This window comes from Thalassotalea agarivorans, from assembly GCF_030295955.1.
GTDB classification, from domain to species: domain Bacteria; phylum Pseudomonadota; class Gammaproteobacteria; order Enterobacterales; family Alteromonadaceae; genus Thalassotalea_D; species Thalassotalea_D agarivorans.
Genome location: NZ_AP027363.1, coordinates 2,766,735 through 2,792,002, shown reverse-complemented (window position 1 = coordinate 2,792,002; position 25,268 = coordinate 2,766,735). Strand labels below are relative to the sequence as shown.

The following is a 25,268-nucleotide window of genomic DNA, read 5'->3' as shown; positions in this document are numbered from 1 at the left end:
TGTAAATTTCACTATAACAACGATTCTAAATATTCATGAGTGAACAACAATATAATTCTGATTCTATTGAAGTCTTAAGTGGTCTTGAGCCAGTTAGGCGTCGCCCGGGCATGTATACCGATACAAACCGCCCTAATCACTTAGGCCAAGAAGTCATTGATAACTCTGTCGATGAGGCGCTGGCAGGTCACTGTAAAAACATCACGGTTATTCTGGATAAAGACCAATCTTTGGAAGTACTCGATGATGGTCGAGGTATGCCCACTGATATTCACCCAGAAGAGGGTGTTTCAGGGGTAGAATTAATTTTTTGTAAACTCCATGCTGGTGGCAAATTTAGCAATAAAAACTATCAGTTTTCTGGTGGTTTGCATGGTGTTGGTATATCTGTTGTGAATGCCTTGTCTACACGCGTTGATGTAACTGTTAAACGCGATGGCAAAGTGTTTGAAATGGCCTTCGAGAATGGCGAAAAAGTACAAGAATTAACTGAAGTTGGCACGGTTGGTAAACGTAATACCGGTTCTCGTGTTAAATTTTGGCCTGATGGTAGTTACTTTGATTCACCAAAATTTTCAGCCAAAAGTTTAATTCATTTGTTAAAAGCCAAGGCGGTTTTATGCCCTGGTTTAACGATCAAATTTCACGATAAAAACGATGATAGTAAACATCAGTGGTGTTACGAAGATGGCCTAAGAGACTATTTAAAAGAATCTGTTAAAGCGTTTGAAAGTCTACCTCAAGAGCCGTTTGTTGGGAGTTTTAGTGCACAAAGTGAAGCGGCTGACTGGGCGGTTACTTGGCTCCCAGAAGGTGGCGATAGTATTGGTGAAAGTTACGTAAACTTAATTCCGACGATTCAAGGCGGTACCCATGTTAATGGTCTAAGACAGGGTTTACTGGAATCTATGCGTGAGTTTTGTGAATTCAGAAACCTGATCCCAAGAGGTGTAAAGCTAACGCCTGATGATATTTGGGATAAGTGTTCATATATTCTGTCGATAAAAATGGCTGACCCTCAGTTTGCTGGGCAAACGAAAGAGCGCCTATCTTCGCGCCAAAGCGCAGCATTTGTCACGGGCGTTGTTAAAGACTCATTTTCGCTATGGCTCAATGAGCATACTGAAATAGCAGAAGCGCTGGCTGAATTTTGTATTGCTAACGCGCAAAGGCGTTTGCGCGCCGCGAAGAAAGTTGTGCGTAAAAAAGTCACTCAGGGGCCTGCTTTACCTGGTAAGTTGACTGACTGCGGTAGTCAAGAAAGCGAGAAAACAGAACTGTTCCTTGTAGAGGGTGATTCAGCCGGTGGTAGTGCGAAACAAGCGCGTGATCGCGAGTTTCAGGCAGTTATGCCGCTGCGAGGTAAGATTCTTAATACGTGGGAAGTTGAATCAGGTCAAATTCTTGCGTCACAAGAAGTCCATGATATATCTGTCGCTTTAGGCATTGATCCAGAAAGTGAAGATTTATCTGCATTGCGATATGGCAAGGTCTGTATTTTGGCTGATGCCGATTCCGACGGCTTGCATATAGCGACATTACTGTGCGCTTTATTTACACAGCACTTTCTGCCGCTTGTTAGAGCCGGCCACGTATATGTAGCGATGCCACCCCTATATCGAATCGATGTAGGCAAAGAAGTTTATTACGCGCTTGATGAATCAGAAAAAGATGGCGTATTAGATCGAATCGAAGCAGAAAAAAAACGAGGTAAAGTAAACGTACAACGCTTTAAAGGATTGGGTGAAATGAACCCTATGCAGCTTCGAGAAACGACCATGGATCCAAATACTCGCCGTTTGGTACAACTGACCGTTGACGAACACGACGAGACAATGGAAATGATGGATATGCTGTTATCCAAAAAACGTAGTGGTGACCGCAAAAGCTGGTTGCAGAATAAAGGCGACCTAGTTGAGTTGTAGTTAATACCGCTCGATGTGCAGTAAATAAGGGAATAACGTGCCAGTAGTCAAAGTTGTTTTATTGATTTTTATTTTTGCTGCCGCGCCCTTATGTGTTGCTGATAACGCTACCTTTAAAGAACGTATTCTCTATATTGAGTCAGTCAAAGACAATGACGCTGAACAAGCTCAATTGTTGTTAAACAAACTGGCAGAGCACCTACCAACAGCCTCGCAAGGAGAGCGGGTTCGTTTCTATCAAAACCAAGCAGAAGTGTTTAATCAGTTAGGCCTGTACAAACAAGCCATAGAGATTGCAGATCAGGGGCTGACACTAGCAAATAGCTTGGGTAAACCCAGCCGATGTTTGCAACTTTTGTATTACAGTCGAGGCTACGCATACGAAGTACAAGGTCAGCTGGATGCAGCTGAAAATGACTATGAACGTGGACTCTCATTCTCTCGAATCTTAGACGATCAAGAAAGTATCGCCTCTGGCTTAACGGACTTAGGCGCTGTTTATTATCAAACCTATCGATACGAAGAGTCTATAAAAACACTTAATGAAGCACTTCAAATTGCGCAAGAATTGCAAGATCAGCAGCTTTTAGCATATGTATATAATGTGTTGGGCGTTCTTTATGGCAACATTAATAAAGAACAACGTTCAATCAATTACTACCAACGCTCATATGATATTTACAAGTCGTTAGAGCAACCTTTAGAAGCACTTGGCTTAGCGAGAAATATTGGTATCGCTTATATCAATAGTGAAGAGCATGATAAGGCGATATTCATTCTAACTGAAGCAATAGAGTCGGTTGAAGAAGACGGCTCGGAAGAGGTATTAGCCGGTATTTTTGCTAATTTAGCTTCTGCTCATGTTAAATCCGACAATGGAAACTTAACTAAAGCCCTGGAATACGTCGATATTGCGGAGCGATTGGCTCGACAAATCGAATCACCCCTCGAGCTGATAGATTCCCTATTAGAAAAGGCGCAAATTTTGGCTGAAGTAGAGCGTTTTGACTCTGCTCTTGAAACGATGGCAGAGATAGATGAACTGCTTCTCCAAATACCCCATGACAGTGTTATGTACGTAAGGCTAAGAGCCTCTCGTATACGTGCAAGAATATATGAACAAAAGCAGGACTATCAAAAAGCATTTGAACTCTATAATGATTTTGAACGTCGTTATACTTCCTACTTAACAGCGATAAATAAAAGAGAAGTAGATGCCAATCACCTTAAATTCGAGCAATTAGAACAGCGATTAGAAGCAGAAATACTGCAGAAAAATAAGGAAATTAGTCAGCTCGAGCTTGATGCCCACGAAGAGCAAATAGAACAAAAAAGTTTGTTCAGTGTTTTGCTATTGCTCTGCCTATTAACCTTGCTGTTTGTTGCTTATCGTTTGGTAAAAAATAGAAAAAAATTAACCATGGCAACCACGGTTGATGACTTAACTCGTGTACTCAATAGACGCGCTATTATGGAACTTGGGCCAGTGATGCTGCGCCGCAGTAAAGACGCTCAAAAACCGTTAGTGGTGATGATGATAGATGTTGATGAGTTTAAGGCGTTGAATGATAAATATGGCCACGATGTTGGCGACGAGGTGTTACGCACAATAGCAAACAGTATTCGATCTACCTTAAGAACAGACGATGCACTAGGGCGCTTAGGTGGTGAAGAATTCATTGCTATTTTACCCAAAATAACCTTGCAACAAGCCATTGAAATCGCCAACCGCATTAGAGAAATGTTAGCAAAAATACATTGGCAAGTAGCGGGTGCGCATGCAAAAACAGTGAGTATTGGTATAGCGGTACAACAAGACATGGCGGATACCTTTGAACATTTAGCTATCGTTGCAGATAAACATCTTTACGAAGCGAAGCGAGCAGGGAAGGATAGGGTATGTTACTAATTAACAGGCTTGCGTTATGTTTTATCATATTATTAGTTTTACCCGTTGAAGGTTTTCAACGTGCTGAATTGCCGCTACGGGCAGCCATTCATGTACTTGCAAATGTGGATCAGATACCCCTCAATCAAGCTAAGGAAAACATAGCGTTTGCTCAGCAACAGGATTATGTATTAAATCCTGCTGAGCAATATTTGTTGTTGTTTGCCAAAGCAGAAGTAGCCAAGCGAGAAAATGATGCAGTCACAGTGATTGAGCTCTGTAAAAAAGCACTATTGCTTGCTAGTGAGATCCCTGAGCGCCAACTTCATCGCGAAAAATTTGCCGCCATTCATCATTTGATGTCGTCGGCATACCAAGAACTTGGTGATTATAAATCTGCCTTACAAGAGAGAAAGACATACGTAGAAAAGTATCAAGTGCAGCAACAGCTTGAGCGCGAAATTCAAATAACGCAATTAGAGATTGAGTACAATTCTGTCAAAAAACGCCAACAACATCAGTTGCTAGTGCAAGAGCAGGAATTGGTGGCATTGTCACTGGAACAGGCACAGCAAAAAAATAGCATTGCTAGGCGGAACAATATCCTACTGATTCTATTATGCTCAATTGTTGCCATCGCAGTAGTTAGACAATTGATTGTTAAGCAAAAGCTAAGTTATCTCGCTGAAAGAGACGGCCTTACAGGTCTCATCAATCGCAGAAGTTTGTTTTCACAAGGAGAGCAACTATTAGCTGAGCACGCTGCGAGCAACAAAAGCATTAGCTTGATTTTATTCGACTTAGATGAATTTAAGGCCATCAATGATAACCACGGCCATCATATCGGTGACAGCGTGCTTAAGAAAATAACCAAAGTGACAAAGGATGTTTTGCGTGCACGTGACATTTTTGCACGACTTGGTGGCGAAGAATTCGTCGTCGTTCTGCCAAATACGTCGATAGAAGAGGCAACTTCAATAGCCAAGCGTATTCAAGAAAAGCTGTGCCAACAAGAATATGGCTTTTTACCTCAAGGGAAATACATCACTGCGAGTTTTGGCATCAGTAGTAGCCATACGCTAGATAGCGACTTTTCATCCTTACTCAAGCAAGCCGATGTCGCGATGTATCGCGCCAAAGAGCAAGGTAAGAATGCGGTAATGTGTTATTAGGGTTTTAAGCCATTCAAAGATGCGATAAGCTTGTTGTTAGCACATCATCATTAAAATTATTCGTGCGTAATATTTTGGGACACTCATCATTATGTCAGACGCTATTGACCTAAGCCTTGAAGGGATCGAGCAGGTACCTTTAAGACAATTTACTGAAGACGCTTACTTAAATTACTCGATGTACGTGATCATGGATCGCGCACTTCCACATATTGGAGATGGCCTTAAGCCGGTACAGCGAAGAATTGTTTATGCCATGTCCGAACTGGGCTTGTCAGCCGTTGCTAAGTATAAAAAATCGGCGCGTACAGTTGGTGATGTGTTAGGTAAGTTTCACCCTCACGGCGACTCAGCTTGTTACGAAGCTATGGTGCTAATGGCGCAACCGTTCTCTTATCGTTACCCACTGGTAGATGGACAGGGAAACTGGGGTGCTCCTGATGATCCTAAATCGTTTGCGGCGATGCGTTACACCGAGGCACGCCTGTCGAAGTTTAGTGAAGTACTGCTGTCTGAGTTAGGGCAGGGTACTGTGGATTGGATTCCTAACTTCGATGGCACCATGAAAGAACCTAAAACGCTGCCCGCTCGATTACCTCACATCTTACTTAATGGTATTACCGGTATTGCCGTTGGTATGGCGACGGATATCCCGCCACACAATGTCAGAGAAATTACTAATGCCTGTGTCCATTTAATCGAGAACCCTAAAGCAGACGTAGCTGATGTACTTGAGTTTGTGCAAGGTCCTGATTATCCAACAGACGCAGAGATTATTACGCCTAAACATGAAATAACGAAAATTTATGAGCAAGGGCGTGGCAGCATTAAAATGCGTGCTAAGTATGAAATGGAGCACGGTGAAATCGTTATTACCGCGTTACCTCACCAAGCAAGTGGCGCTAAAATTTTAGAGCAAATAGCAGCTCAAATGCAGGCCAAAAAACTACCTATGGTGGTTGATTTGAGAGATGAATCTGATCACGAAAACCCGATCAGATTAGTAGTCGTACCGCGTTCAAATCGTGTAGATGTTGAACAAGTTATGCAACATCTGTTTGCGACAACAGATTTAGAGAAAAACTATCGCGTTAACCTCAACATGATTGGGCTTGATGCAAAACCAGCGGTTAAGAATCTGCGTGATATTTTGTCTGAGTGGTTGGTGTTTAGACGAGACACAATTACAAAACGTTTGCAGTATCGACTAGATAAAGTATTGGCTAGATTGCACATCTTAGATGGTTTACTTATCGCCTATCTCAATATAGATGAAGTGATAGAAATCATTCGCAATTTTGATGACCCTAAAGCTGAGTTGATTAGCCGCTTTTCTTTATCGGAAAAGCAAGCGGATGCAATACTAGAAATTAAATTGCGACAACTTGCCAAATTAGAAGAAATTAAAATACGTGGCGAACAAGAAGAGCTGAGTAAAGAGCGCGACTATTTAGAGAAAACTTTAAACTCTAAAGCCCGTATGAATACCTTGATGAAGAAAGAGCTTATTGAGGCAGCAGAAAAATATGGTGATGAGCGCAGGTCAGTCCTAGTTGAGCGTGGTGAGGCAAAAGCCTTGTCGCAAAAAGATCTAGTGCCAAGTGAAGCAGTTACTGTTGTTGTATCGGAGAAAGGCTGGGCTCGTTGTGCCAAAGGTCATGATATTGACCCTAGTGCAATGAACTATAAGTCGGGAGATACTTTTTTATGCAGTGCTCGCGGACGTAGCAACAAACCTGTGGTGTTTATAGACTCATCAGGACGAGCGTTTGCAACGGATGCTCATACCTTGCCAAGTGCACGTAGCCAAGGTGAGCCTTTAACGGGTCGCTTTAATTTGGTTGCGGGTGAAACCTTTGAACAGGCAGTCATGGCGGATGATGGTCAACGTTACCTATTAAGTAGCGATGCTGGTTATGGCTTTGTTGGTAAGTTTGAAGACATGATCAGTCGTAATAAAAATGGTAAGGCGCTTATCAGTTTGCCAACGGCGGCAAAAGTGCAGCCACCACAGTCGATCAATGATTTTGACAACGACTTGGTGTTATCGGTCACTTCCGAAGGTCGAATGCTGGTCTTCCCAGTGAAAGATTTACCTGAACTAAGTAAAGGTAAAGGGAACAAAATAATCAATATTCCATCGGCACGCGCAAAATCGCGAGAAGAATATGTCACTCTAGTCAAAGTTATATCTTCAGACAGTGCGGTGACCTTGCATGCAGGTAAGCGAAAACTTACGCTTAAAGCAGCAGATATTGAACACTATAGAGGCGAGCGTGGCAGAAGAGGCAACAAACTGCCAAGAGGATTACAACGCGTTGATAGCATTGAAATGGAATTACCAAGCGAAGTTGAGGAAGCGAAGGACGAATCGGCGACAGAGGATTAATGCAAATTAACTGTAGTAAGGTTTAAAACAAAAAGCCCAGCTAATGCTGCAATGCTGTTCACTTTAGTGGAGCAGCATTGCGATTAATTGGATAACGGGTCTTTGATATCTTTACCGCCCTAGGTCTTGATGGCCTAGGGCGGTTTTCTTTGAAGAGCATGGTCAAGTCACCTCGAAGCTGAGCTAATCGTTTTGGTGTATTACCAGGTGATAGCGCTTTTGCCATCACTTTCAATTGACTGGCGATGAACTGGCAAGCATATTTGAAACTAATTTCGTTAGGAGCTCTTTGATGAGAAACGGCCGCTTGACTAGCTTCTCTTCGAACAAGGTTGTAACCCAGCACAAGTCCCCATAACTCTTGATATACAAGATCAACTGTTTTGCTTCTAAGGGTGATCGCATTGTGTTGCATTGATGATTTGATGTCTCGGTAACCTAGCTCAATTTCCCAACGCTCATGGTATAACTCGGCAACATCTTGAGCGTTGTATTTATCACGAGGTAATGATGTGAATACCGTTTTTACTTTGCCAGCAACTTCATACGTTACAGCCCTAACTTTCCAAGTTTCCGGTAAGTCAGGATTCTTCTTTCTTGCCTGAGGGGAGACCTTCATCTCGACCAATTGGTCATTACTTTCTTGCTTGTCGAGCAGCGTGTACTTTAAACCTTTTCTTGCGGGAATAAGCCAATGACTGTTGTCTCCCAGTTTGTTTATACCCAGAAGTAGCTCTGCGCTATAGAAACCTTTGTCTAGTAGGGTAACTGAGTTATCTGGCAACTTATCCATGAACCCCTTTGCGAGAGGAATTTCACCTTTTCGATAAGGGCTTATATCGCCATCAACAATCACATGAGAGCGAACATTCATTAGCGTCACGAGCCTTAACATAGGAAATGGCGTTTGCCGATTTGTGCTCGTATTTCCAGAGCCGAAATGCTCACGTAATTCAGGCGTATCATTTGTGCGAAATAAAGCCCCATCAACAGCAAAAACCTGAAGGCCGTGCCAAGTGTCACCTGGGTAACGCTCTAATCCCCATTGGTTGCTGCATTGCCTAAATAGCCATGCCATCGATTCAGAGCCAAGACGTTTTCTCGCTTCGGTTAATGCACTTTTAGCTAAAAGTTTTTCATCAGCTAAGCCTTCAGCACATATGTTCATACGCCTTGCTACTTCAGCAATCGGTTCGTTTCTAAAAAATGCCATACCAACTACCAACCAAAGCACCATATCACTGGGCAAACGCCGTCTTCGGATTGTAGCTTTGGCTGACAACCCTGTCGCTTGATAAACCCAATCGTCAGGAATGTGCTCACAAAAGGTGGTTAACTTGGCAATATCTACTGGGGATTCTTCGATAAAATCGTGAAACTGGGTGAAGGCAGGCATAAAAAAATCCGTAATCAGAAAACTGACTACGGATTTTGCACGATCATTTGGATCGGTCAACTGATCACATTCTTAATAGATCAGCATTGCAGCTAATGCTGGGCTTTTTTATCTGACTAGAATTCGTCTAGCATGTGCTCTAATGAGTCATCGTATGTTTTAAGTTCTTTTTCTAATTCAAACTGCTCTTTCAGTTGTTCAATCTCTCGCCATTTACGTTTTTTATTATTTCCCCCACTGCTTTTTTGTTGTTTGCCAAGGGTATCCAATACTTGTTGGAAACTATCCATAAAATGCTCCTTTTTTAGACAACTGCACCTTTTTAATATCACATCTTTTCTAAGAATAAAATCCTTTTTTTACGATTTTTTTACTGATTTGTAATTTTTTGTACGGATAACAAGGCGTTCATTATGTATACCAAAATTGCTTAAGTTAATTGCAAATAAGCATAATAGATGTTGGTTTAATCGATTGCGCTAATCGACATTTCCATTTGGTAGTTTTCTTGCTGCCTGTGTTATAGTGCAAAACAATTAATTTAACGTGTAAGAAAGAGACCAAAACGATGTTAATGCTTGTATCACCAGCAAAAAATCTAGACTATGAGTCACCACTAGCGACACAAACATTTTCACAACCAGAGTTATTGGCCCATAGCCAATTATTGATTGATCAGTGTAAGCAACTTTCACCTGCAGATATCTCATCGCTGATGGGTGTGAGCGATAAGATCGCTGGACTCAATGCTGCGCGTTTTGGCGAGTGGCAACAACCATTTTCACCAGACAACGCAAGACCTGCTGTGCTAGCTTTCAATGGCGATGTATATACGGGGTTAGATGCCGCGTCATTTTCAGAGGAAGATTTTGCATTTGCACAATCGCATTTGCGTATTCTTTCGGGTTTGTATGGATTACTAAAGCCACTTGATTTAATGCAAGCGTACCGCTTAGAAATGGGTACTAAGTTAAAGAATGAGCGCGGTGACAATCTGTACCAGTTTTGGGGTGACATTATTACCGATAAAGTGAATGACGCTATAGCGAGCAGTAACACTACAGCGCTAGTGAACCTTGCCTCGAATGAGTATTTCAAATCGGTGAAGAAAAAGCAGTTAAATGCAGACATCATTACACCGGCATTTAAAGATTGGAAGAATGGCCAATATAAGATGATTAGTTTCTTTGCTAAGAAGGCCCGTGGCCTGATGGCAAGATATATCATCGAAAACCGAATCACTGATGTCGAGCAAGTGAAACAATTCGATGTAGCGGGTTATAGTTACAATGAATCTCTATCGAAAGGTAATGACTGGGTTTTCACTCGTAAGCAAGAAGCATAATTCGCTTTGAGATTGTAAAATTCGTGTTAATATTGAATGTAACATAAAAATATTAACACGAAGTGCAAAGTGCTCTTTTAAGGAGAATTGATGCTCACTTTGTTAGCCAAGCTTTTAAAAGCACTTAATTCTGAAAGCTCAAGTCGTCAAATTGCACTGGCAGTTGCCTTGGGCTTTATGGTCGGTTTAGCGCCGATTTTCTCAGTACATGGTTTGTTCATCATTCTTATCGTCGCGCTAATTAAAGTGAATTTGGGCGCATTTATACTAACCATTGGCTTAGCTAAACTTGCTAGTTTTCCGCTATCACCTCTTATCGTTAGTATCGGTGAATCTTTACTAACGTCACCTGCTCTCAATGGGTTGTTTAACAGCCTATACCAAATCAATTTGTTCAAGTTAGCTCACTTCCATCATACCTACATGCTTGGGGCTGTCGTACTCGGCTGGTTGTTGTTAGTGCCGATTTATTTTATCGCTAAGTTTTTAGTTGAGAAGTATCGCGACAAAGTCATGGCCTATATCAATAAATTCAAGATAGTCAAAGCGATCAAAGCAAGTAAGTTTTATCGTATTTATCTCAAGTTCGCCGGCCAAGGAGAAACGATATGAAGCGATTTATCCGTTGGCAAGGCCTAATTGGCTTTTTAGTATTCTTGGCGTTACTGCTGGCGTTTGTCTATCTCATTGCAGAGAGCGCGGTCAAACGTGGCATAGAATATGGTGTTGGGTTATATACAGGTGCCGAAGTTAATGTTGAAGCGGTTGAGATAACCTATTCACCATTGAGCTTGACGGTCATACAGTTTCAGGCAACAGATAAAGAACGTCCTGAATATAATCTGGTCTCATTTAATAGAGCAACAGCATCGTTAGATTTTTGGCAGTATCTATTTGGTAAAACAGTTATTAGAGAAATGGCGCTAGAAGAACTAGCGTTTGGTGAAAAGCGCACACGTGCTGGTGAGGTTTTTGTTGCCAGTGACGCAGACGACGACGCTTCATTTAAAGATCAAATGAAAGCGGTAATGCCGAGCGTTGATATTTCACTGCCCAATGTGGATGACTTGATGGCTGACGCCGGTTTGAGAAGCTACCAATCAGCTGAGGCGTTTAAACAAGTTTACGAGCAAGAGAAAGCAGCACTAGCGTCACTAAAAGATGACTTACCTGATAAAGCGGTTCTAGAGCAGTACCAACAAAAAGTTAAAGCGCTGTCAAAACGTAAGGTTAAAACGGTAGACGATGTAAACGCTATTAAAACAGAGTTTGATGCCTTAAAAGCGCAGTTTGAAGCGGATAAAGCAAAGGTCGAAGCGGCAAAAACACAGTTAGCTAATTCGAAAAAAGTACTTGCGCAAGCCGCAAAAGATGTAAAGGATGCACCGGGTCAAGATTGGCAACTAATCAAGGAAAAGTATCAGCTAGATAAAATTGATACAGCAGACTTTGCCCATATTTTGTTCGGCGCTCAAGCACGACAATACTATGCATATTTGAAGAAAGGAATGGATGCCATTGCACCTTTTTTAAGTGCTGGTGAAGACAACCAAGAGCAAGTTCAGAAAAAACGCAGCCAGGGACGTTTTGTATATTTCAAAGAAGAAAATCCCATGCCCTCTTTTTTGATAGAGCAATTAACGCTGTCAGTAAAAACACCACAAGGCTTTATGACAGGCTCGGGTGAAGAGCTTACTCACCAACATTGGATCAGGAATAAACCGTCTGCTATCAAGCTTGCTTCAGATGATTTAATGGGCGAGGGTAAAGCAGACTTTAGTGCTCGTTATAAATCACTCGAAAGCGGTGAATATGAAGCTGACAGTGATTGGCATTATGAAAATATAAAACTGACTGACAAAGTACTACAAGATAGCGACAAGTTTTCGTTAACATTAACCCAAGGTGCCATGCAAGGTAACGGTGAGTTAGCATTGATTAACGGTGAGCTTAAAGCAAAAACAACCGCAAATTTAACTGACGTAAACTTTGCTGGCGGCAATAGCTCTTCAATCAATGGTAGTGTAGTTGATACACTAAACGACGCACAACAATTTAGTTTAGTTGTTGTCGCTTCTGGTCCATGGCAAAAACCATCCTTTTCGATTACGTCACCTTTAAACAATTTGTTATCTAAAGTATTGCAAAAGCAAGTTAGCGACAAAGTCGCATCTTTTCAAAATAAGGTGCAAGCGGGCTTGAATGAAAAAATTGCTGGTGCAACAAACCTAAATGCGCAAGCAGGCCAAGAAATAGTGTCATTGGATAAATTGCTAAACAATACAGATCAAGCGCTCAATGATTTAATGAGTTCAGACGTTGTGAAAGCGCAAAAGAAACAGTTGGAAGATAAAGCAAAGAATAAGATTAAAGAAAAGTTGGGTGATTTATTCAACTAACTTTTAAAAAGTATTGCCGATAGGTGATCTATCAGAACCGATAATAATAATCTGATAGTAGCTACAATTAATACAGCAGTATCGTATTGATTTCATTTCTGAAGAAGGAAAGAAATATGAATAAATATGTTGCAGAGTGTATAGGTACTTTTTGGTTAGTTTTAGGGGGCTGTGGTAGTGCTGTTTTAGCAGCAGGTTTTCCCGATGTGGGCATTGGTCTCTTAGGGGTGTCATTGGCATTTGGTTTAACCGTGTTGACTATGGCATATGCTATCGGGCACATTTCAGGATGTCATCTTAATCCCGCGGTATCGGTTGGTTTGTGGGCTGGCGGTCGTTTCGAAACAAAAGAACTATTGCCTTATATCGTTGCGCAAGTCATAGGTGGTGTTATTGGTGGTGGTATTCTTTACGTCATAGCAACCGGTCAAGCAGGCTTTGATGTCGTTGCCTCTGGATTTGCTTCGAACGGTTTTGGTGAGCACTCGCCAGGTGGTTATTCAATGACGGCAGCATTGGTAGCGGAAGTGGTGCTTACTGCTGTATTTATTATCGTTATCATGGGTGCAACTGATAAACGCGCACCGGCGGGTTTTGCGCCTATCGCGATAGGTTTATGTTTAACCTTGATTCACTTAATCAGTATTCCAGTAACAAATACGTCTGTTAATCCAGCACGTAGTACAGGTGTTGCTGTGTTTGTTGGTGATTGGGCCGTATCTCAGCTTTGGCTGTTTTGGCTCGCACCAATTGTCGGTGGATTCATCGGCGCTAAACTTTATAATATGTTCGCGAAAGAGAGCGAATAAAAAAAGGGGCGAAAGCCCCTTTATTTATAAGTTAAACATCGTTATTCGCGTTTTATTTCTTTTTACGCTTGGCAATTTTTTTCGCTTTTGCTTTCTTTTGTGCTGTGGTTTTTTTCACTTTTGGCTTTTTAAGTGGAACCTTCGCTTCTTTGTGCATTGGACGTAAGGAGTCTATAACACGCCTCGGGAATTTCTCTTTCATATAACGCTCTATCTTAGCGATATATAACATGTCATGTGCTTCAACCAACGAAATCGCAGTACCCTTGTTACCTGCTCTGCCGGTGCGACCAATACGGTGTAGATAGATGTCTGCTTTGCGAGGCATATCATAATTGATGACATGGGTAATATCGTCAATATCTAGGCCGCGAGCAGCAACATCTGTAGCAACAAGTACGTTTACTCGACCAGATTTAACGCGATCGATGGCATTGTTACGTTTATCTTGAGGCATTTCACCTTCGAGCCAAGCAGCTCGAATATCTTCAGAGAGCAACTTGCCTTGCAAAAACTGAACTGTTTCACGTTTATTGGCAAAGACGACAGCTCTTGTCACTTCCTCTTGTTTGAGAATATGTGATAACAAGGCAAACTTATGTTCTTTGTTATCAGCTAGATGAATCCATTGATGAATCTTAGCCTTTTCTTTGCGTGAAGGATTTGATTCCAAAAAGACAGGTTCATTAAGAATGTCTTTAGAAAACTTAAGGACTGCAGAGCCTTCTAACGTTGCAGAAAACAGTAAGGTTTGCTTGCGCCAACGAGCTTCACCGACAATACGATTAATCGTTTCAGCAAACCCCATATCTAACATACGATCGGCTTCATCTAGAATAAGGATTTCAATTTCACGCGCATCAAACTGTTCGTTTTCTATATACTCAAGCAGGCGACCCGGTGTCGCGATAAGCATGTCAGTGGTGCTCGTCAAAATATCTTTATGACTACCGTAGTTGACACCGCCTGTAATAACCCCTGTTTTAATTTGAGTATGTTTTGTCAGGTCGCTGTTAAGGTCACTGATTTGCATGGCGAGTTCGCGGGTAGGGGTAAGTACAAGTACTCTTGGGTATCCAGGTTTAGTGCGCGGGTAATCTAACAAATGTTGAGCAGCTGGCAACAAAAATGCGGCTGTTTTTCCCGTGCCTGTAGGCGCGCTTGCAAGTACATCTTTACCTGCCATAGCCTCAGGCAATACCAATTCTTGTATCGATGTAGGTTTCTTGTAACCCAATGCTTGAATGCCGCCAAGCAGCGCTTCATCTAGGTCAAATTGCTCAAACATGTATTAGTAACCTTTTTGCGTGTAACGCATTTAATGTTGTTAAGACGAAAGTATATCGTCTAGTTCATTTTGTAACTGTTGACACCACGTCGCTATGCGCTCGTCGCTCAACATATATTGATTGTCTTCATCAAGAGCCAAGCCAACAAAGTGTGATTTGTCTTCTGTTAGCGCCTTTGACTTTGCAAATTCATATCCTTGGTTTGGCCATTGACCAATAATATACGCGCCCGTTACTTGCAACGCTTCATGTAATAACCCCAAAGCATCTTGAAACCAGTCGGTATAGCCGATTTGGTCACCCATACCATAAAGGGCGACTATTTTGCCCTCTAATTGTAGTTCACCAACTTGCTCCCAGTGAGACTCCCAATCTTCCTGCAATTCACCGTAATCCCAGGTAGAAATACCGAAAATAATGATGTCATATTGGTGGCAATGCGCTATCGGCGTATCTTTAATATTGAAAATATCTAACGTGTCACTACCAAAATGGGCTTGAATTTTTTCAGCAGCCATTTCGGTATAGCATGTGCTAGAGCCGTAAAATAGGCCTATTTTCATAATCCTGATGATCTCGTTAAAATTTTTGCCGCGATTTTAACAGAAGCAAACCCTTAATGGGTAATTCATTTGTTATTAAAACGCACATTATCATTGAATTGTGTTGTTTTTATCTGTAAGTTTAGCGGCTATTCAAGGGTCTTAGTAAGCTATAATCACTATAGGTCAGTTTTTAGAAGACCCCAAAATATAGGAAGTAGTAATGATTAAAAATGTAGGCTTGATCTCATTAGGCTTTATACTCGCGCTCACATATGGTGTTTACGCTACTGTTTCTGACAAAGAAAAAGGTGCGCCACATGTACAAGCTGATACTGCAAAACCATTGGCTGCCCCGAATGACGCTGCATACAACGAAGCATATTTAAGCGCTAAAATTGCGATGATGCTAAATCTTGAGGTAGAAAGTGTATCGCCAAGTCCGGTACCTAATTTTGCCGAAGTGGTAACCAATAGAGGTTTGTTTTACATCAGCTATGACGGTGAGTTTTTCATGCAAGGAAAAATTTACAGTATGGCTGATCGCGTTATCGATGTTACCGAACAAGCAATGACAAAAATGCGTTTGTCAGGTGTCGAAAAATTTAAAGACGACATGATTGAATACAAAGCCGAAAACGAACAGTATGTGGTAACTGTATTTACCGACATTACTTGCGGCTTTTGTCGTCAAATGCATACTATGATGAATCAATACAATGACCTAGGTATTACTGTACGTTATTTAGCTTATCCTAGAGAAGGCATAAGAGATCGCAGTGGCAACTACACCCAAGGTTATGAAAACCTGCGCTCTATTTGGTGTAATGAAGATCCTGCAAAAGCGTTGACCAGTGCAAAAGCACAGCGTGGCCATGTAGCTCAGCGTCGCATTTGTGAAACACCGATTGAAGCTGAATTTAACTTCGGTAGACAAGTTGGTGTAACAGGTACACCGGCAATTATACTAGAAGATGGCACTATGCTATCAGGAAAACGCGATCCAGAAGATTTAAAACGTATTTTGGATTATTACGCGCAAGGCTAAAAATAAGTGCGTAAAGCATAAACACTCGTTAGAATGGCAAGGACTTCCTTGCCATTTTTGTTTGTATGACGATAAAAACTATTTTTCGCCGCGCTAAAGTGGATGACGCTCATTTACCGCAAGACCTTCACCCGATTATCAGACAAGTGTACGCCAGTCGGGGAATGTCTGATCCCGCTGATGCCGATTTGACACTAAAAGGCTTGTTACCGCCAAACACAATGAAAGGCTTGCAACAAGCAGCTTTGATTCTTTATCAAGCCATTCTCAATCAAGATAAAATAATCATAATTGGCGACTTTGACGCTGACGGTGCAACAAGTACCGCGCTTATGATGGAAGCGCTTAGCTTGTTCGGTAGTTTCAATCATGACTTTTTAGTTCCTAACCGTTTTGAATTTGGCTATGGTTTGTCACCCGAAATTGTAGAGGTTGCGAGCAAACAAGGAGCTAATGTAATTGTTACGGTTGATAGCGGAATTAGTTGCCATCAAGGTGTTGAAAGGGCAAACGAGTTAGGTATTGATGTGGTGATAACAGACCATCATCTACCTGGTGCACATTTGCCAGAAGCTGCAGCGATAGTAAACCCTAATCAATTGGATTGCTCTTTTGCGAGCAAATCGATTGCTGGTGTAGGCGTTGCATTTTATCTAGCTCTCGCATTACGCGCTTTACTACGAGAAAAAAATTGGTTCTCAGAACAAGGGTTTGACGAGCCAAATTTGGCACAATTGCTAGATATCGTCGCTTTGGGAACTGTGGCCGATGTCGTAGCGTTAGATAAAAACAATCGTATTCTAGTTGCCCAAGGTATTGAGCGTATTCGCAGGGGCCTAACTCGACCAGGCATACAAGCATTAATTAATGTAGCGAAGCGAAATCAGTTTAACTTGGTTGCCAGCGATTTTGGCTTTGCTTTGGGGCCAAGAATTAATGCCGCCGGGCGATTAGATGATATGACATTTGGTATTCGTTGCTTATTGGCTAAAAGTGATCAACAAGCAAAGGAGATGGCGCAAGAACTGGATCTGCTTAATAAAGCGCGTCGTGAAATAGAGCAATCTATGCAACATCAAGCAGAGATGATTCTGCAGCAGCTTAATGACTCCTCAAAACATAATGCGACCGCTATTGCGCTATATCAAAGAGATTGGCATCAAGGTGTTATTGGCATAGTTGCCGGCCGATTAAAGGAAAAACTACACCGTCCTTGTATTGTCTTTGCACAAGATGAAAACGGTCAGGATATAAAGGGCTCCGCTCGATCTATCCCTGGGCTACATATCAGAGATTTGCTTGAAAACATTAGCAGCCAGCATCCTGGCTTGATTAAAAAGTTTGGTGGTCATGCTATGGCCGCCGGCCTTACGATAGCAGAAACGGACTTTGAACAGTTTGAAAAACTATTCGACCTTTTTGCCATAGAAGCGCTTGATGAAAAAGACTTGCAAGGTGTTGTCTTGTCAGATGGAGAACTTCCAGTTGAAGCCTACTCAATAGAGTTTGCCAGTTTACTGCGCGAGTCTGGACCGTGGGGGCAAAAATTTGAAGAACCTGTATTTGATGATGTTTTTACTATTGTTCAGCAACGAATTGTTGGCGAGAAGCACTTAAAGTTGGTGCTAGCGAAAGAAGACGTAGCACTAGATGCGATAGCCTTCAACGTTGATTTAGACATTTGGCCTAACGCTACCGCAACACAAGTCCATGTCGCTTTTAAGCTCGATATTAATGAGTTTAGAGGTAAACAAAATGTGCAACTGATGGTCGAACAATTATCGTTGGATAACCTATAAAAAACGCTGTTATATTGTGCTATTAGCCCAAACTTTGGGCTACCATTAGTGCGCGTTTTCCGATAAAATACCGCGCTTGTATTTTGTTAGCTGTAATTAGCGATCTTGGCGTTATGTTTGAAACAAATCCTTTAGTTAATCAATTAAAAGAAATCCGTGAGCGTACTGAAATGCTTAGGGGGTATCTTTGACTACGAAACTAAAGCAGAGCGCCTAGTAGAAGTTTGCCGTGAATTAGAGCTGCCCGATGTCTGGAATGAGCCTGAAAGGGCGCAACAATTAGGCAAGGAACGTTCGTCTTTAGAAGCGGTCGTTAAAACCATAGACGATTTGACTGCTGGCTGCGAAGACGTTGAGGGCTTGATTGAACTGGCTGTTGAAGAAAGCGATCAAGAAACATTTGATGATGCTACAACTGAGGCAAATGCTTTAGATGAGCAATTGCAAGCGCTTGAGTTTCGTCGCATGTTCGCTGGCGATCAAGACCAAGCTGATTGTTATCTTGATATTCAATCTGGCTCAGGCGGCACTGAAGCACAAGACTGGGCTGAAATGCTGCAACGTATGTATTTACGTTGGGGGGAAGCGCACGGTTTCAAAACTGAACTTATTGAAGAAACCGCTGGTGATGTCGCTGGTATTAAAGGTTGTACAATTAAATTCAGCGGCGACTACGCTTATGGTTGGTTACGCACAGAAACCGGTGTTCACCGATTGGTTCGCAAATCGCCATTTGATTCAAATGCGAAGCGTCATACATCATTTGCATCTGCGTTTATTTACCCAGAAATTGATGACAATATCGAAATAGATATTAATCCGGCAGACTTGCGCGTTGACACCTACAGAGCCTCGGGTGCTGGCGGCCAACACGTTAACAAAACAGATTCAGCTATTCGTATTACGCATTTGCCAACCAATACGGTTGTGCAATGCCAAAATGATCGTTCACAGCATAAAAATCGCGCGACTGCGATGAAGCTATTAAAAGCGAAGTTATACGAATTAGAAATTCAAAAGCAGAATAAAGACAAGCAACTGCTAGAAGACGGCAAGTCAGACATAGGGTGGGGCAGTCAGATACGTTCTTACGTGCTTGATGATAGCCGCATTAAAGACTTGCGAACGGGTGTTGAGAACAGAAATACCCAAGCCGTGTTAGACGGTGACTTAGACAAATTTATTGAAGCCTCGTTAAAGTCAGGCTTATAACAGTTTATCCAAAGATAGAGATTTGAAATGACAGATCAAATAAAACAAGATGAAAACAAGCTAATTGCAGAACGTCGCGGTAAGCTTGAGAAAATCCGTGAAAATTGCTCGGCAAACGGCCACCCTAATACGTTCGATCGCAAAGACTATGCGAACGATCTTCAGTTGGCGCACGGTGAAAAGGATAAGGAAACGTTAGAAGCTGAAACGGCTACATACAGTGTAGCGGGTCGTGTAATGGCTAAGCGTGGTCCATTTCTTGTTTTACAAGATATGACTGGCCGTATTCAAGCGTATGCTGATAAAAACGTGCAAAAAGACATTAAAGCGCGTTGGGGCTTGTTAGATATTGGTGACATTATCGGTGTAACAGGTACATTGCATAAATCAGGCAAAGGCGACTTGTATGTCAATATGGATGAGTATTCGTTACTGACAAAATCGTTGCGTCCGCTTCCTGAAAAATTCCACGGTTTATCAGACCAAGAAACGAAATATCGCCAACGTTACGTTGACTTGATTATCAACGAAGAAACACGCAATACCTTTAAAGTGCGTTCAAAAATCGTTGACGGAATTCGTAAGTTTTTAACAGAGCGTGACTTCATGGAAGTCGAAACGCCGATGTTACAGACAATCCCAGGGGGTGCGACAGCTAAGCCATTTGTGACGTATCACAACGCATTAGACATTGAAATGTTTATGCGTATTGCACCAGAGCTTTACTTGAAGCGTCTTGTAGTTGGTGGTTTTGAGCGAGTATTCGAAATTAACCGTAACTTCCGTAACGAAGGTTTGTCTACCCGTCACAACCCAGAATTCACCATGATTGAATTCTATCAGGCATATGCCGATTACAACGACTTGATGGATTTAACTGAAGAGATGCTGCGCACCTTAGCACAAGATGTTCTGGGTACAACGACGGTGCGTAATACAGTTAAAAATAGTGAAGGTGAAGTAGCAGAAGAAAAATTCTATGACTTTGGCCAGCCATTTGCTCGTTTGTCTATGGTTGACGCTATTTTAAAACATGCTCCTAACTTGGATGAGAGCGTGCTGCGTAACCCTGAAGAAAATTTTGACGCGCTTAAAGCTATGGCTAAACAGGTAGGCGTTAAAGAAGGCGAAGCTGCTAAAGTTTGGGGCCCTGGTAAATATATCTGTGAGATTTTCGAAGAAGTTGCTGAACATAAACTTGATCAGCCGACATTTATTACAGAGTATCCTTGGGAAGTATCACCATTGGCGCGTCGTAACGACGACAATCCTTTTATTACCGATCGTTTTGAATTTTTTGTCGGTGGAAGAGAACTTGCTAATGGTTTCTCAGAGCTTAACGATGCTGAAGACCAAGCAGAGCGTTTCCGTAAGCAGGTAGAAGAAAAAGATGCTGGTGACGATGAAGCAATGCATTTTGATGAAGATTATGTGCGTGCTTTAGAGTTTGGCCTACCGCCAACAGCAGGTGAAGGTATTGGTATTGACCGCTTAGTAATGTTATTTACCGACTCACCAACAATTAAAGACGTTATTTTATTCCCGCACATGAAACCTCAAGGCGGCGAGTAACATTTCGCACTCATTAAAAAAGGCTGCAATTGCAGCCTTTTTTATTACCATAATTCTGAAAAGTAGCGCTATTACGTCGCAAATGAAAAGTTAACTAACTAAAATTTATAGAGAAAAAATTTGGGGTCAGAACATGTTCTGACCCCAAATATTGATTAAAATTCGCCTTGGCCGAAACGATAAATCAAGGTAGTGGTTATGCTTGATTCAGTCGTGTCAGTATTAGTTGAATAGTAGTTTCTAGCGTCAACCTGGAGCGCAAGTTTGGTGGCAATCTTGTAGTGTAATCCAGCGCCATAGTGAAGCTGGAACGTTTTACGGTCGTAGTCCTTATCCAATATGCTTTCACCAAAACCAAAACTTACGAATGGCCTTAAGTCATATTCAGGATAGAAATAAACTTGGTTGCTAATTGAATAATTCTCATAGCGCTGCTTGCGGTCTACACCTGCTTGAAAAATATCTTGTCTTGCGTACTGAAGTCTTAACGAGTAACGGGGCGACAAATATAGGCCCATGGCGTATTCGTACCAATTGTCATCAGGAATCTGCCATACGGGGTCAAAGTGAACTCGGCCAAAACCAAAGCTAATCCCTAAAACACCTACATCAACTGGGTCTCCAGATACTTTACTGTAGGTACTTCTGTACTTGCGATGCTTGCGCTTACCAGAACCTAATTGATAGGTGACACCAACTTGATATTGATTTTCTGTTTCACCGTTTGCCAGTGGCACTTCATTTGCCGAGATATACCCTGTACCTGCGGTAAAGACTTCGTGATCAAAAAGATTATTGACGCCAACTGAAATAGCATCAACTGGATCCAATACCGCAAGCGTAACGCTACCAAGCGTTTCAGAGCCCCAAACTTCGCCATTATCGGCGAGAATGCTTCTTTCCTGTTGATACATCCATTCACCGAGACCCCAACCAATCACTGGCGTTAGCCATAAATCTTGAATTGACGGCTTTTCAGCAAACGCTTCAATGCCAAATTCCCAATAAAAGGTAGACATAAGCGTTGAATAAAGGAATGAATCCCACTGACGGTAACCTGACTTTCGCGCGGCTTGATAATAAACACCACCAAAGTAACCATGGCCAACGACATTAATCACCCAGCCGTCTCGGTCCCACACAGGGTTTTTAACATTTTCATCCCATTTACCCAGGATGTTACCTTTCTCCCAGTTGGATATATCTTCCGGTAGCAAGGCGATAACCCCAATTACTGCAAACCCAAAGGTAAAGATTGACTTGGTTTGAGACCATAGTCTTTCACTATCTTCACCATTTTGCGGCGAGAACAAAGACATTTGGAAAGGATCTTCATAAAACGAAGGATCTACTTTAAAGTTTTGCCAATCGGTATTGGTGATACGAGGTGTGTATTCAATTTCAACCAACTCAGGTTCTTCTTGTTGGTCTTGCTGTGCATTGGCAAAAGACGGCATGCCAATCAATACACTGGAAAAAATAAGAGAAGAAATAGATTTCTTAAACCTATAACTTTTTGAAAACGCCGTCACTGGGCAATCCTATTTAATTGATGTAGAAGATTTTTATACCTGATAGTGTCGCACAATAGGGGTTAAAAAGGTAGAAAAAAGCGAGAAACACGGCCTAAATGCATGTTTCTCGCTCATTTGTTTAAGAATGGTGTTGGCTTAGTTTTTGTTTTCTAACTGCTCTTTACTGTAGCTTGGTTTGTCGTGATATTGACCAACTGCATCTGCAATTTCTTTTGGCATATAGTTTTCGTCATGTTTTGCCAAAACTTCATTAGCTTCTAGCACGGTATCACCCACAAGTATGCCATTGGCAACGATGCCTTGCCCTTCTCTGAATAGATCTGGCAGGATTCCATCATACTTAACAGTAATTATTGGGCCTGTATCGACAAGTTGAAAACTCACTTTTAGACTCTTCGGGTCACGGCTTACGGTACCTGGTACTACAAGGCCACCAACTCGTATACGCTGGCCAATAACAGGTTTTTCACCTGTTTCTTTTTTCCCTTGTACGATTTCGGATGGGGTAAAGAATAAGTCGACCGTATTACTTAATGCGTAAAGCACGAACCCTAGTACCACTGCAAATCCCACAAGTATTGATGTGACAACGGTTAATCTTTTTTTACGACGCGGATGCATAAACTACCTCAAACTATGATGACTGCTGTTTTTGAGCAGCTTTCAAGCGATCTTGCCTTGCAATACGCTTGGCGATCTCTTGTTTTTTATCGGTTAAACTTTTTTTACTCATTACCGCTATTACAGCAATCAGTAGCCAAGAAAACCCATACGATAACCAGACATAAAAGCCGTGGCCATCCATATTGATAAACTGTGAAAACGTGTCAAATTGCATTGCTACGCTCCTTCACTCACTAATGATTTTACCCAAGGGCGCATACTATTTCTGGCCAATATTTCTGTTTTAAATCGAGTACAAATAATACTGCCTGCTAAAAATGCAAACCCAAAGAAACATACTACAAACGGCCAATACATTTCCATCGCCATATTAGGCGCGCCGAGTTTGGTGACCGTTGAACCTTGATGCAAGGTATTCCACCATTCAACCGAGTAATGGATGATAGGTAAATTTACAACGCCAACAAGTGCTAAAATACTTGCGGCTCTTCCTGCTAATACTTTGTCGTCAAAGGCGTTATGCAGTGCGATGACACCTAGATACAAGAAAAGCAGTATTAACTCTGACGTAAGCCTAGCATCCCACACCCACCAAGTACCCCATGTTGGTTTGCCCCAAGCTGCACCTGTAAATAAGGCAATTGCGGTAAAGATGGCACCAATAGGAGCCATTGCAGCAGCAGAGGCGTCGGCGAGTCTAACTTGCCAAACCAAACTCGTTAGCGCGGCAACCGCCATCCAAAAATAGATAGCCATGGACAAAATAGCAGCCGGTACGTGGATATAAAATATTCTAAAGCTATTGCCTTGTTGATAATCAGGTGGCACAAAAAGTAGTGCCCATACCATACCGGTTAATAACAATATAAAGGCAATACGGTTAAACCACGGGATAAGTTTATTGGTAAAGTGATAAGTTACTTCAGGGTTAGCGTAGGGGTGTAACCATTTCCACATAATTAGTTTGTACTCACTTTTAAGGCTGCGCTCACAGCAAAGGGTGATAGCGTTAGTGTGCCAAAAAATAACGCCGCTATTATAGCAAGTTGAAAATCATAAGGTAAGTTCATTGCGGCAGTATCGATGGCACTCGTCGCAAAGATAAGTAATGGAATGTAGAGCGGTATTACCAATAAGCTTAGCAATACACCGCCTTTTTTAATGCCCAAAGTTAATGCCGCCCCAATAGCCCCTATCATGCTGAGTACCGGCGTTCCCAACAACAGAGTAATTAACAACGGAATGTAGCTTTCTGGCGCAAGGTGCAACATTGTGGCTAACAGGGGAGCCATCAAAATCAGAGGTAGTCCCGTCAGTAGCCAATGTGCGGTCACCTTAGCAAGCACCAGCACAAACATAGGGGTAGGCGACAGCATCATTTGTTCTAAAGAACCATCGGCGTAATCTGATTTAAACATTCTATCGAGAGACAGCAGGGTTGCGAGCAAGGCAGATACCCAAAGGATACCAGGCGCTATGCGTGTCAACATATTGGGCTCTGGACCAATTCCTAGCGGAAATAGCGTAATGACGATGATAAAAAACAGTAAAGGGTTCGCTATGTCGTCTTTATGGCGAAAAGCTATGGTAAGGTCGCGGCCAACGATAAGCTTGAACGCTTTTGAATAACTTGGTGCTTGAGAAACTATTGAATCAGTCATGATTAAAAGTACCTGTATTCAAGCGTTATTTTACTATACAAATCATCTGATAAAGACAGATCTTGATGCGTCGTCAATATCACGCAACCACCTCGTTTAGCGTGCTCTACAAATAGTTTTTCGAGAGTAGCTACACCTTGCTTATCTATAGCGGTAAAGGGTTCATCCAGAATCCAAACAGGTGTGTTAGTTTGCCATAGTTTTGCCAAGGCTATTCGACGGTGCTGCCCCGCGCTCAAATGTGATGCTAACGCATCTTCGAAACCAGTTAAGTTTACTTTGGCTAATGCTTGGTCACTATCGATGTTTTCATGGCCGTGCAATGCTAAGTTAAATGCTAAATTTTCTTCGGCCGTCATTTCACCTTTTACGCCCGCGAGATGACCTAAATAGGTGAGTTCGCTGACATAGTCTTCGCGGTGCTTGTTGATGTCTTTATTTGTAAACAACACCTCGCCTTCAAATGGCTGAGACAAGCCCGCCAAAATTCTCAACAAGCTGGTTTTTCCAGCACCGTTAGGACCTTCAATTTGGACAATATCACCAGCGTTAATTGTAAAAGAAAGGTGCTCGAATAATATACGGTCCTCTCTTATGCAAGTGAGGTTTTGAGCAGATAACAAAGTCGTTGAATCTTTTGTCAAAGTTAGCTGATTTCTGGTG

Annotated in this window: 22 protein-coding genes; 12 read left to right on the top strand and 10 right to left on the bottom strand. The window is 42.0% G+C overall.

What is annotated here, in order from left to right; all coding sequences use genetic code 11:
* Positions 1–35: 35 nt before the first annotated feature.
* From parE to parC, 4 genes are all read left to right on the top strand, one after another.
* Positions 36–1,925 (top strand): DNA topoisomerase IV subunit B, encoded by a 1,890-nt coding sequence (gene parE, locus QUD85_RS12730; RefSeq protein WP_093332086.1) that lies wholly within the window; start codon positions 36–38, stop codon positions 1,923–1,925.
* A 37-nt stretch (positions 1,926–1,962) separates the two neighbouring features.
* Positions 1,963–3,834 carry a diguanylate cyclase gene (locus tag QUD85_RS12725; RefSeq protein ID WP_093332083.1) on the top strand — a complete coding sequence of 624 codons (1,872 nt, stop codon included), beginning with the start codon at positions 1,963–1,965 and terminating at the stop codon, positions 3,832–3,834.
* On the top strand, positions 3,825–4,985 hold the full coding sequence (locus QUD85_RS12720) for a GGDEF domain-containing protein (protein WP_093332081.1): 1,161 nt from the start codon (positions 3,825–3,827) through the stop codon (positions 4,983–4,985). Before QUD85_RS12725 ends, QUD85_RS12720 begins: the two co-directional genes overlap by 10 nt.
* Before the next feature lie 91 nt (positions 4,986–5,076).
* Entirely contained in the window at positions 5,077–7,374 is a 2,298-nt protein-coding gene (parC, locus tag QUD85_RS12715; protein WP_093332079.1) for a DNA topoisomerase IV subunit A, read from the top strand.
* Positions 7,375–7,432: 58 nt separating this feature from the next.
* On the opposite strand, the gene QUD85_RS12710 is transcribed toward parC, so the two are convergent.
* Both QUD85_RS12710 and QUD85_RS12705 read right to left on the bottom strand, forming a co-directional pair.
* Complete coding sequence (locus QUD85_RS12710; RefSeq protein WP_093332494.1) at positions 7,433–8,770, bottom strand: IS4 family transposase; 1,338 nt, start codon at positions 8,768–8,770, stop codon at positions 7,433–7,435.
* A 116-nt stretch (positions 8,771–8,886) separates the two neighbouring features.
* Positions 8,887–9,060: a DUF3545 family protein gene (locus tag QUD85_RS12705; RefSeq protein WP_093326611.1), complete on the bottom strand. Its 174-nt coding sequence runs from the start codon at positions 9,058–9,060 to the stop codon at positions 8,887–8,889.
* Between the two features lie 278 nt (positions 9,061–9,338).
* Here QUD85_RS12705 and yaaA point away from each other — a divergent pair, with 278 nt between their 5' ends.
* From yaaA to aqpZ, 4 genes are all read left to right on the top strand, one after another.
* Complete coding sequence (yaaA, locus tag QUD85_RS12700) at positions 9,339–10,115, top strand: peroxide stress protein YaaA (protein ID WP_093326613.1); 777 nt, start codon at positions 9,339–9,341, stop codon at positions 10,113–10,115.
* 90 nt (positions 10,116–10,205) lie between these two features.
* Complete coding sequence (locus QUD85_RS12695) at positions 10,206–10,727, top strand: TIGR03546 family protein (RefSeq protein ID WP_093326614.1); 522 nt, start codon at positions 10,206–10,208, stop codon at positions 10,725–10,727.
* Positions 10,724–12,514: a TIGR03545 family protein gene (locus tag QUD85_RS12690; RefSeq protein WP_093326616.1), complete on the top strand. Its 1,791-nt coding sequence runs from the start codon at positions 10,724–10,726 to the stop codon at positions 12,512–12,514. The genes QUD85_RS12695 and QUD85_RS12690 overlap by 4 nt, the downstream gene beginning before the upstream one ends.
* Before the next feature lie 98 nt (positions 12,515–12,612).
* Positions 12,613–13,323: an aquaporin Z gene (aqpZ, locus tag QUD85_RS12685; protein ID WP_281241736.1), complete on the top strand. Its 711-nt coding sequence runs from the start codon at positions 12,613–12,615 to the stop codon at positions 13,321–13,323.
* A gap of 52 nt (positions 13,324–13,375) precedes the next feature.
* Here aqpZ and srmB read toward each other — a convergent pair whose 3' ends face one another.
* Both srmB and fldB read right to left on the bottom strand, forming a co-directional pair.
* On the bottom strand, positions 13,376–14,611 hold the full coding sequence (srmB, locus tag QUD85_RS12680; RefSeq protein WP_093326619.1) for an ATP-dependent RNA helicase SrmB: 1,236 nt from the start codon (positions 14,609–14,611) through the stop codon (positions 13,376–13,378).
* Between the two features lie 39 nt (positions 14,612–14,650).
* Positions 14,651–15,175, bottom strand: a complete 525-nt coding sequence (fldB, locus tag QUD85_RS12675) for a flavodoxin FldB (RefSeq protein ID WP_093326620.1) — start codon at positions 15,173–15,175, stop codon at positions 14,651–14,653.
* A 202-nt stretch (positions 15,176–15,377) separates the two neighbouring features.
* On the opposite strand from fldB, the gene QUD85_RS12670 reads away from it, so the two are divergent.
* The 4 genes from QUD85_RS12670 (at position 15,378) to lysS (ending at position 20,785) form a co-directional block, all read left to right on the top strand.
* Entirely contained in the window at positions 15,378–16,202 is an 825-nt protein-coding gene (locus QUD85_RS12670) for a thioredoxin fold domain-containing protein (protein WP_245732026.1), read from the top strand.
* A gap of 65 nt (positions 16,203–16,267) precedes the next feature.
* Positions 16,268–18,001, top strand: a complete 1,734-nt coding sequence (gene recJ / locus QUD85_RS12665; RefSeq protein ID WP_093326622.1) for a single-stranded-DNA-specific exonuclease RecJ — start codon at positions 16,268–16,270, stop codon at positions 17,999–18,001.
* Between the two features lie 113 nt (positions 18,002–18,114).
* Positions 18,115–19,213, top strand: a protein-coding gene (prfB, locus tag QUD85_RS12660) for a peptide chain release factor 2 (protein ID WP_177168810.1) whose coding sequence is annotated in 2 segments (ribosomal slippage) — positions 18,115–18,189 and positions 18,191–19,213 — 1,098 coding nt in all. Because the reading frame shifts where the segments join, the coding sequence is not laid out codon by codon here.
* A 27-nt stretch (positions 19,214–19,240) separates the two neighbouring features.
* On the top strand, positions 19,241–20,785 hold the full coding sequence (gene lysS / locus QUD85_RS12655) for a lysine--tRNA ligase (RefSeq protein WP_093326623.1): 1,545 nt from the start codon (positions 19,241–19,243) through the stop codon (positions 20,783–20,785).
* A gap of 155 nt (positions 20,786–20,940) precedes the next feature.
* Here the strand turns inward: lysS and QUD85_RS12650 are convergent, their stop codons facing one another.
* From QUD85_RS12650 to ccmA, 6 genes are all read right to left on the bottom strand, one after another.
* Positions 20,941–22,317 carry a DUF3943 domain-containing protein gene (locus QUD85_RS12650; protein WP_093326625.1) on the bottom strand — a complete coding sequence of 459 codons (1,377 nt, stop codon included), beginning with the start codon at positions 22,315–22,317 and terminating at the stop codon, positions 20,941–20,943.
* Positions 22,318–22,455: 138 nt separating this feature from the next.
* Positions 22,456–22,941, bottom strand: a complete 486-nt coding sequence (ccmE, locus tag QUD85_RS12645) for a cytochrome c maturation protein CcmE (protein ID WP_093326626.1) — start codon at positions 22,939–22,941, stop codon at positions 22,456–22,458.
* Positions 22,942–22,954: 13 nt separating this feature from the next.
* On the bottom strand, positions 22,955–23,158 hold the full coding sequence (ccmD, locus tag QUD85_RS12640; RefSeq protein WP_093326627.1) for a heme exporter protein CcmD: 204 nt from the start codon (positions 23,156–23,158) through the stop codon (positions 22,955–22,957).
* 2 nt (positions 23,159–23,160) lie between these two features.
* Positions 23,161–23,901 (bottom strand): heme ABC transporter permease, encoded by a 741-nt coding sequence (locus QUD85_RS12635; protein WP_093326629.1) that lies wholly within the window; start codon positions 23,899–23,901, stop codon positions 23,161–23,163.
* 2 nt (positions 23,902–23,903) lie between these two features.
* Complete coding sequence (ccmB, locus tag QUD85_RS12630) at positions 23,904–24,605, bottom strand: heme exporter protein CcmB (protein ID WP_093326630.1); 702 nt, start codon at positions 24,603–24,605, stop codon at positions 23,904–23,906.
* Positions 24,606–24,607: 2 nt separating this feature from the next.
* A complete protein-coding gene (gene ccmA / locus QUD85_RS12625) occupies positions 24,608–25,249 on the bottom strand; it encodes a cytochrome c biogenesis heme-transporting ATPase CcmA (RefSeq protein WP_093326632.1) in 642 nt (213 codons plus the stop codon).
* Between the last annotated feature and the right edge of the window lie 19 nt (positions 25,250–25,268).

What these genes read in the sequence shown, in the direction of transcription:
- parE (WP_093332086.1), top strand. Translation starts at nt 36, where the DNA reads ATGAGTGAACAACAATATAATTCTGATTCTATTGAAGTCTTAAGTGGT.
- QUD85_RS12720 (WP_093332081.1), top strand. Translation starts at nt 3,825, where the DNA reads ATGTTACTAATTAACAGGCTTGCGTTATGTTTTATCATATTATTAGTT.
- parC (WP_093332079.1), top strand. Translation starts at nt 5,077, where the DNA reads ATGTCAGACGCTATTGACCTAAGCCTTGAAGGGATCGAGCAGGTACCT.
- QUD85_RS12710 (WP_093332494.1), bottom strand. Translation starts at nt 8,770, where the DNA reads ATGCCTGCCTTCACCCAGTTTCACGATTTTATCGAAGAATCCCCAGTA.
- QUD85_RS12705 (WP_093326611.1), bottom strand. Translation starts at nt 9,060, where the DNA reads ATGGATAGTTTCCAACAAGTATTGGATACCCTTGGCAAACAACAAAAA.
- yaaA (WP_093326613.1), top strand. Translation starts at nt 9,339, where the DNA reads ATGTTAATGCTTGTATCACCAGCAAAAAATCTAGACTATGAGTCACCA.
- QUD85_RS12695 (WP_093326614.1), top strand. Translation starts at nt 10,206, where the DNA reads ATGCTCACTTTGTTAGCCAAGCTTTTAAAAGCACTTAATTCTGAAAGC.
- QUD85_RS12690 (WP_093326616.1), top strand. Translation starts at nt 10,724, where the DNA reads ATGAAGCGATTTATCCGTTGGCAAGGCCTAATTGGCTTTTTAGTATTC.
- srmB (WP_093326619.1), bottom strand. Translation starts at nt 14,611, where the DNA reads ATGTTTGAGCAATTTGACCTAGATGAAGCGCTGCTTGGCGGCATTCAA.
- fldB (WP_093326620.1), bottom strand. Translation starts at nt 15,175, where the DNA reads ATGAAAATAGGCCTATTTTACGGCTCTAGCACATGCTATACCGAAATG.
- QUD85_RS12670 (WP_245732026.1), top strand. Translation starts at nt 15,378, where the DNA reads ATGATTAAAAATGTAGGCTTGATCTCATTAGGCTTTATACTCGCGCTC.
- recJ (WP_093326622.1), top strand. Translation starts at nt 16,268, where the DNA reads ATGACGATAAAAACTATTTTTCGCCGCGCTAAAGTGGATGACGCTCAT.
- lysS (WP_093326623.1), top strand. Translation starts at nt 19,241, where the DNA reads ATGACAGATCAAATAAAACAAGATGAAAACAAGCTAATTGCAGAACGT.
- ccmE (WP_093326626.1), bottom strand. Translation starts at nt 22,941, where the DNA reads ATGCATCCGCGTCGTAAAAAAAGATTAACCGTTGTCACATCAATACTT.
- ccmD (WP_093326627.1), bottom strand. Translation starts at nt 23,158, where the DNA reads ATGCAATTTGACACGTTTTCACAGTTTATCAATATGGATGGCCACGGC.
- QUD85_RS12635 (WP_093326629.1), bottom strand. Translation starts at nt 23,901, where the DNA reads ATGTGGAAATGGTTACACCCCTACGCTAACCCTGAAGTAACTTATCAC.
- ccmB (WP_093326630.1), bottom strand. Translation starts at nt 24,605, where the DNA reads ATGACTGATTCAATAGTTTCTCAAGCACCAAGTTATTCAAAAGCGTTC.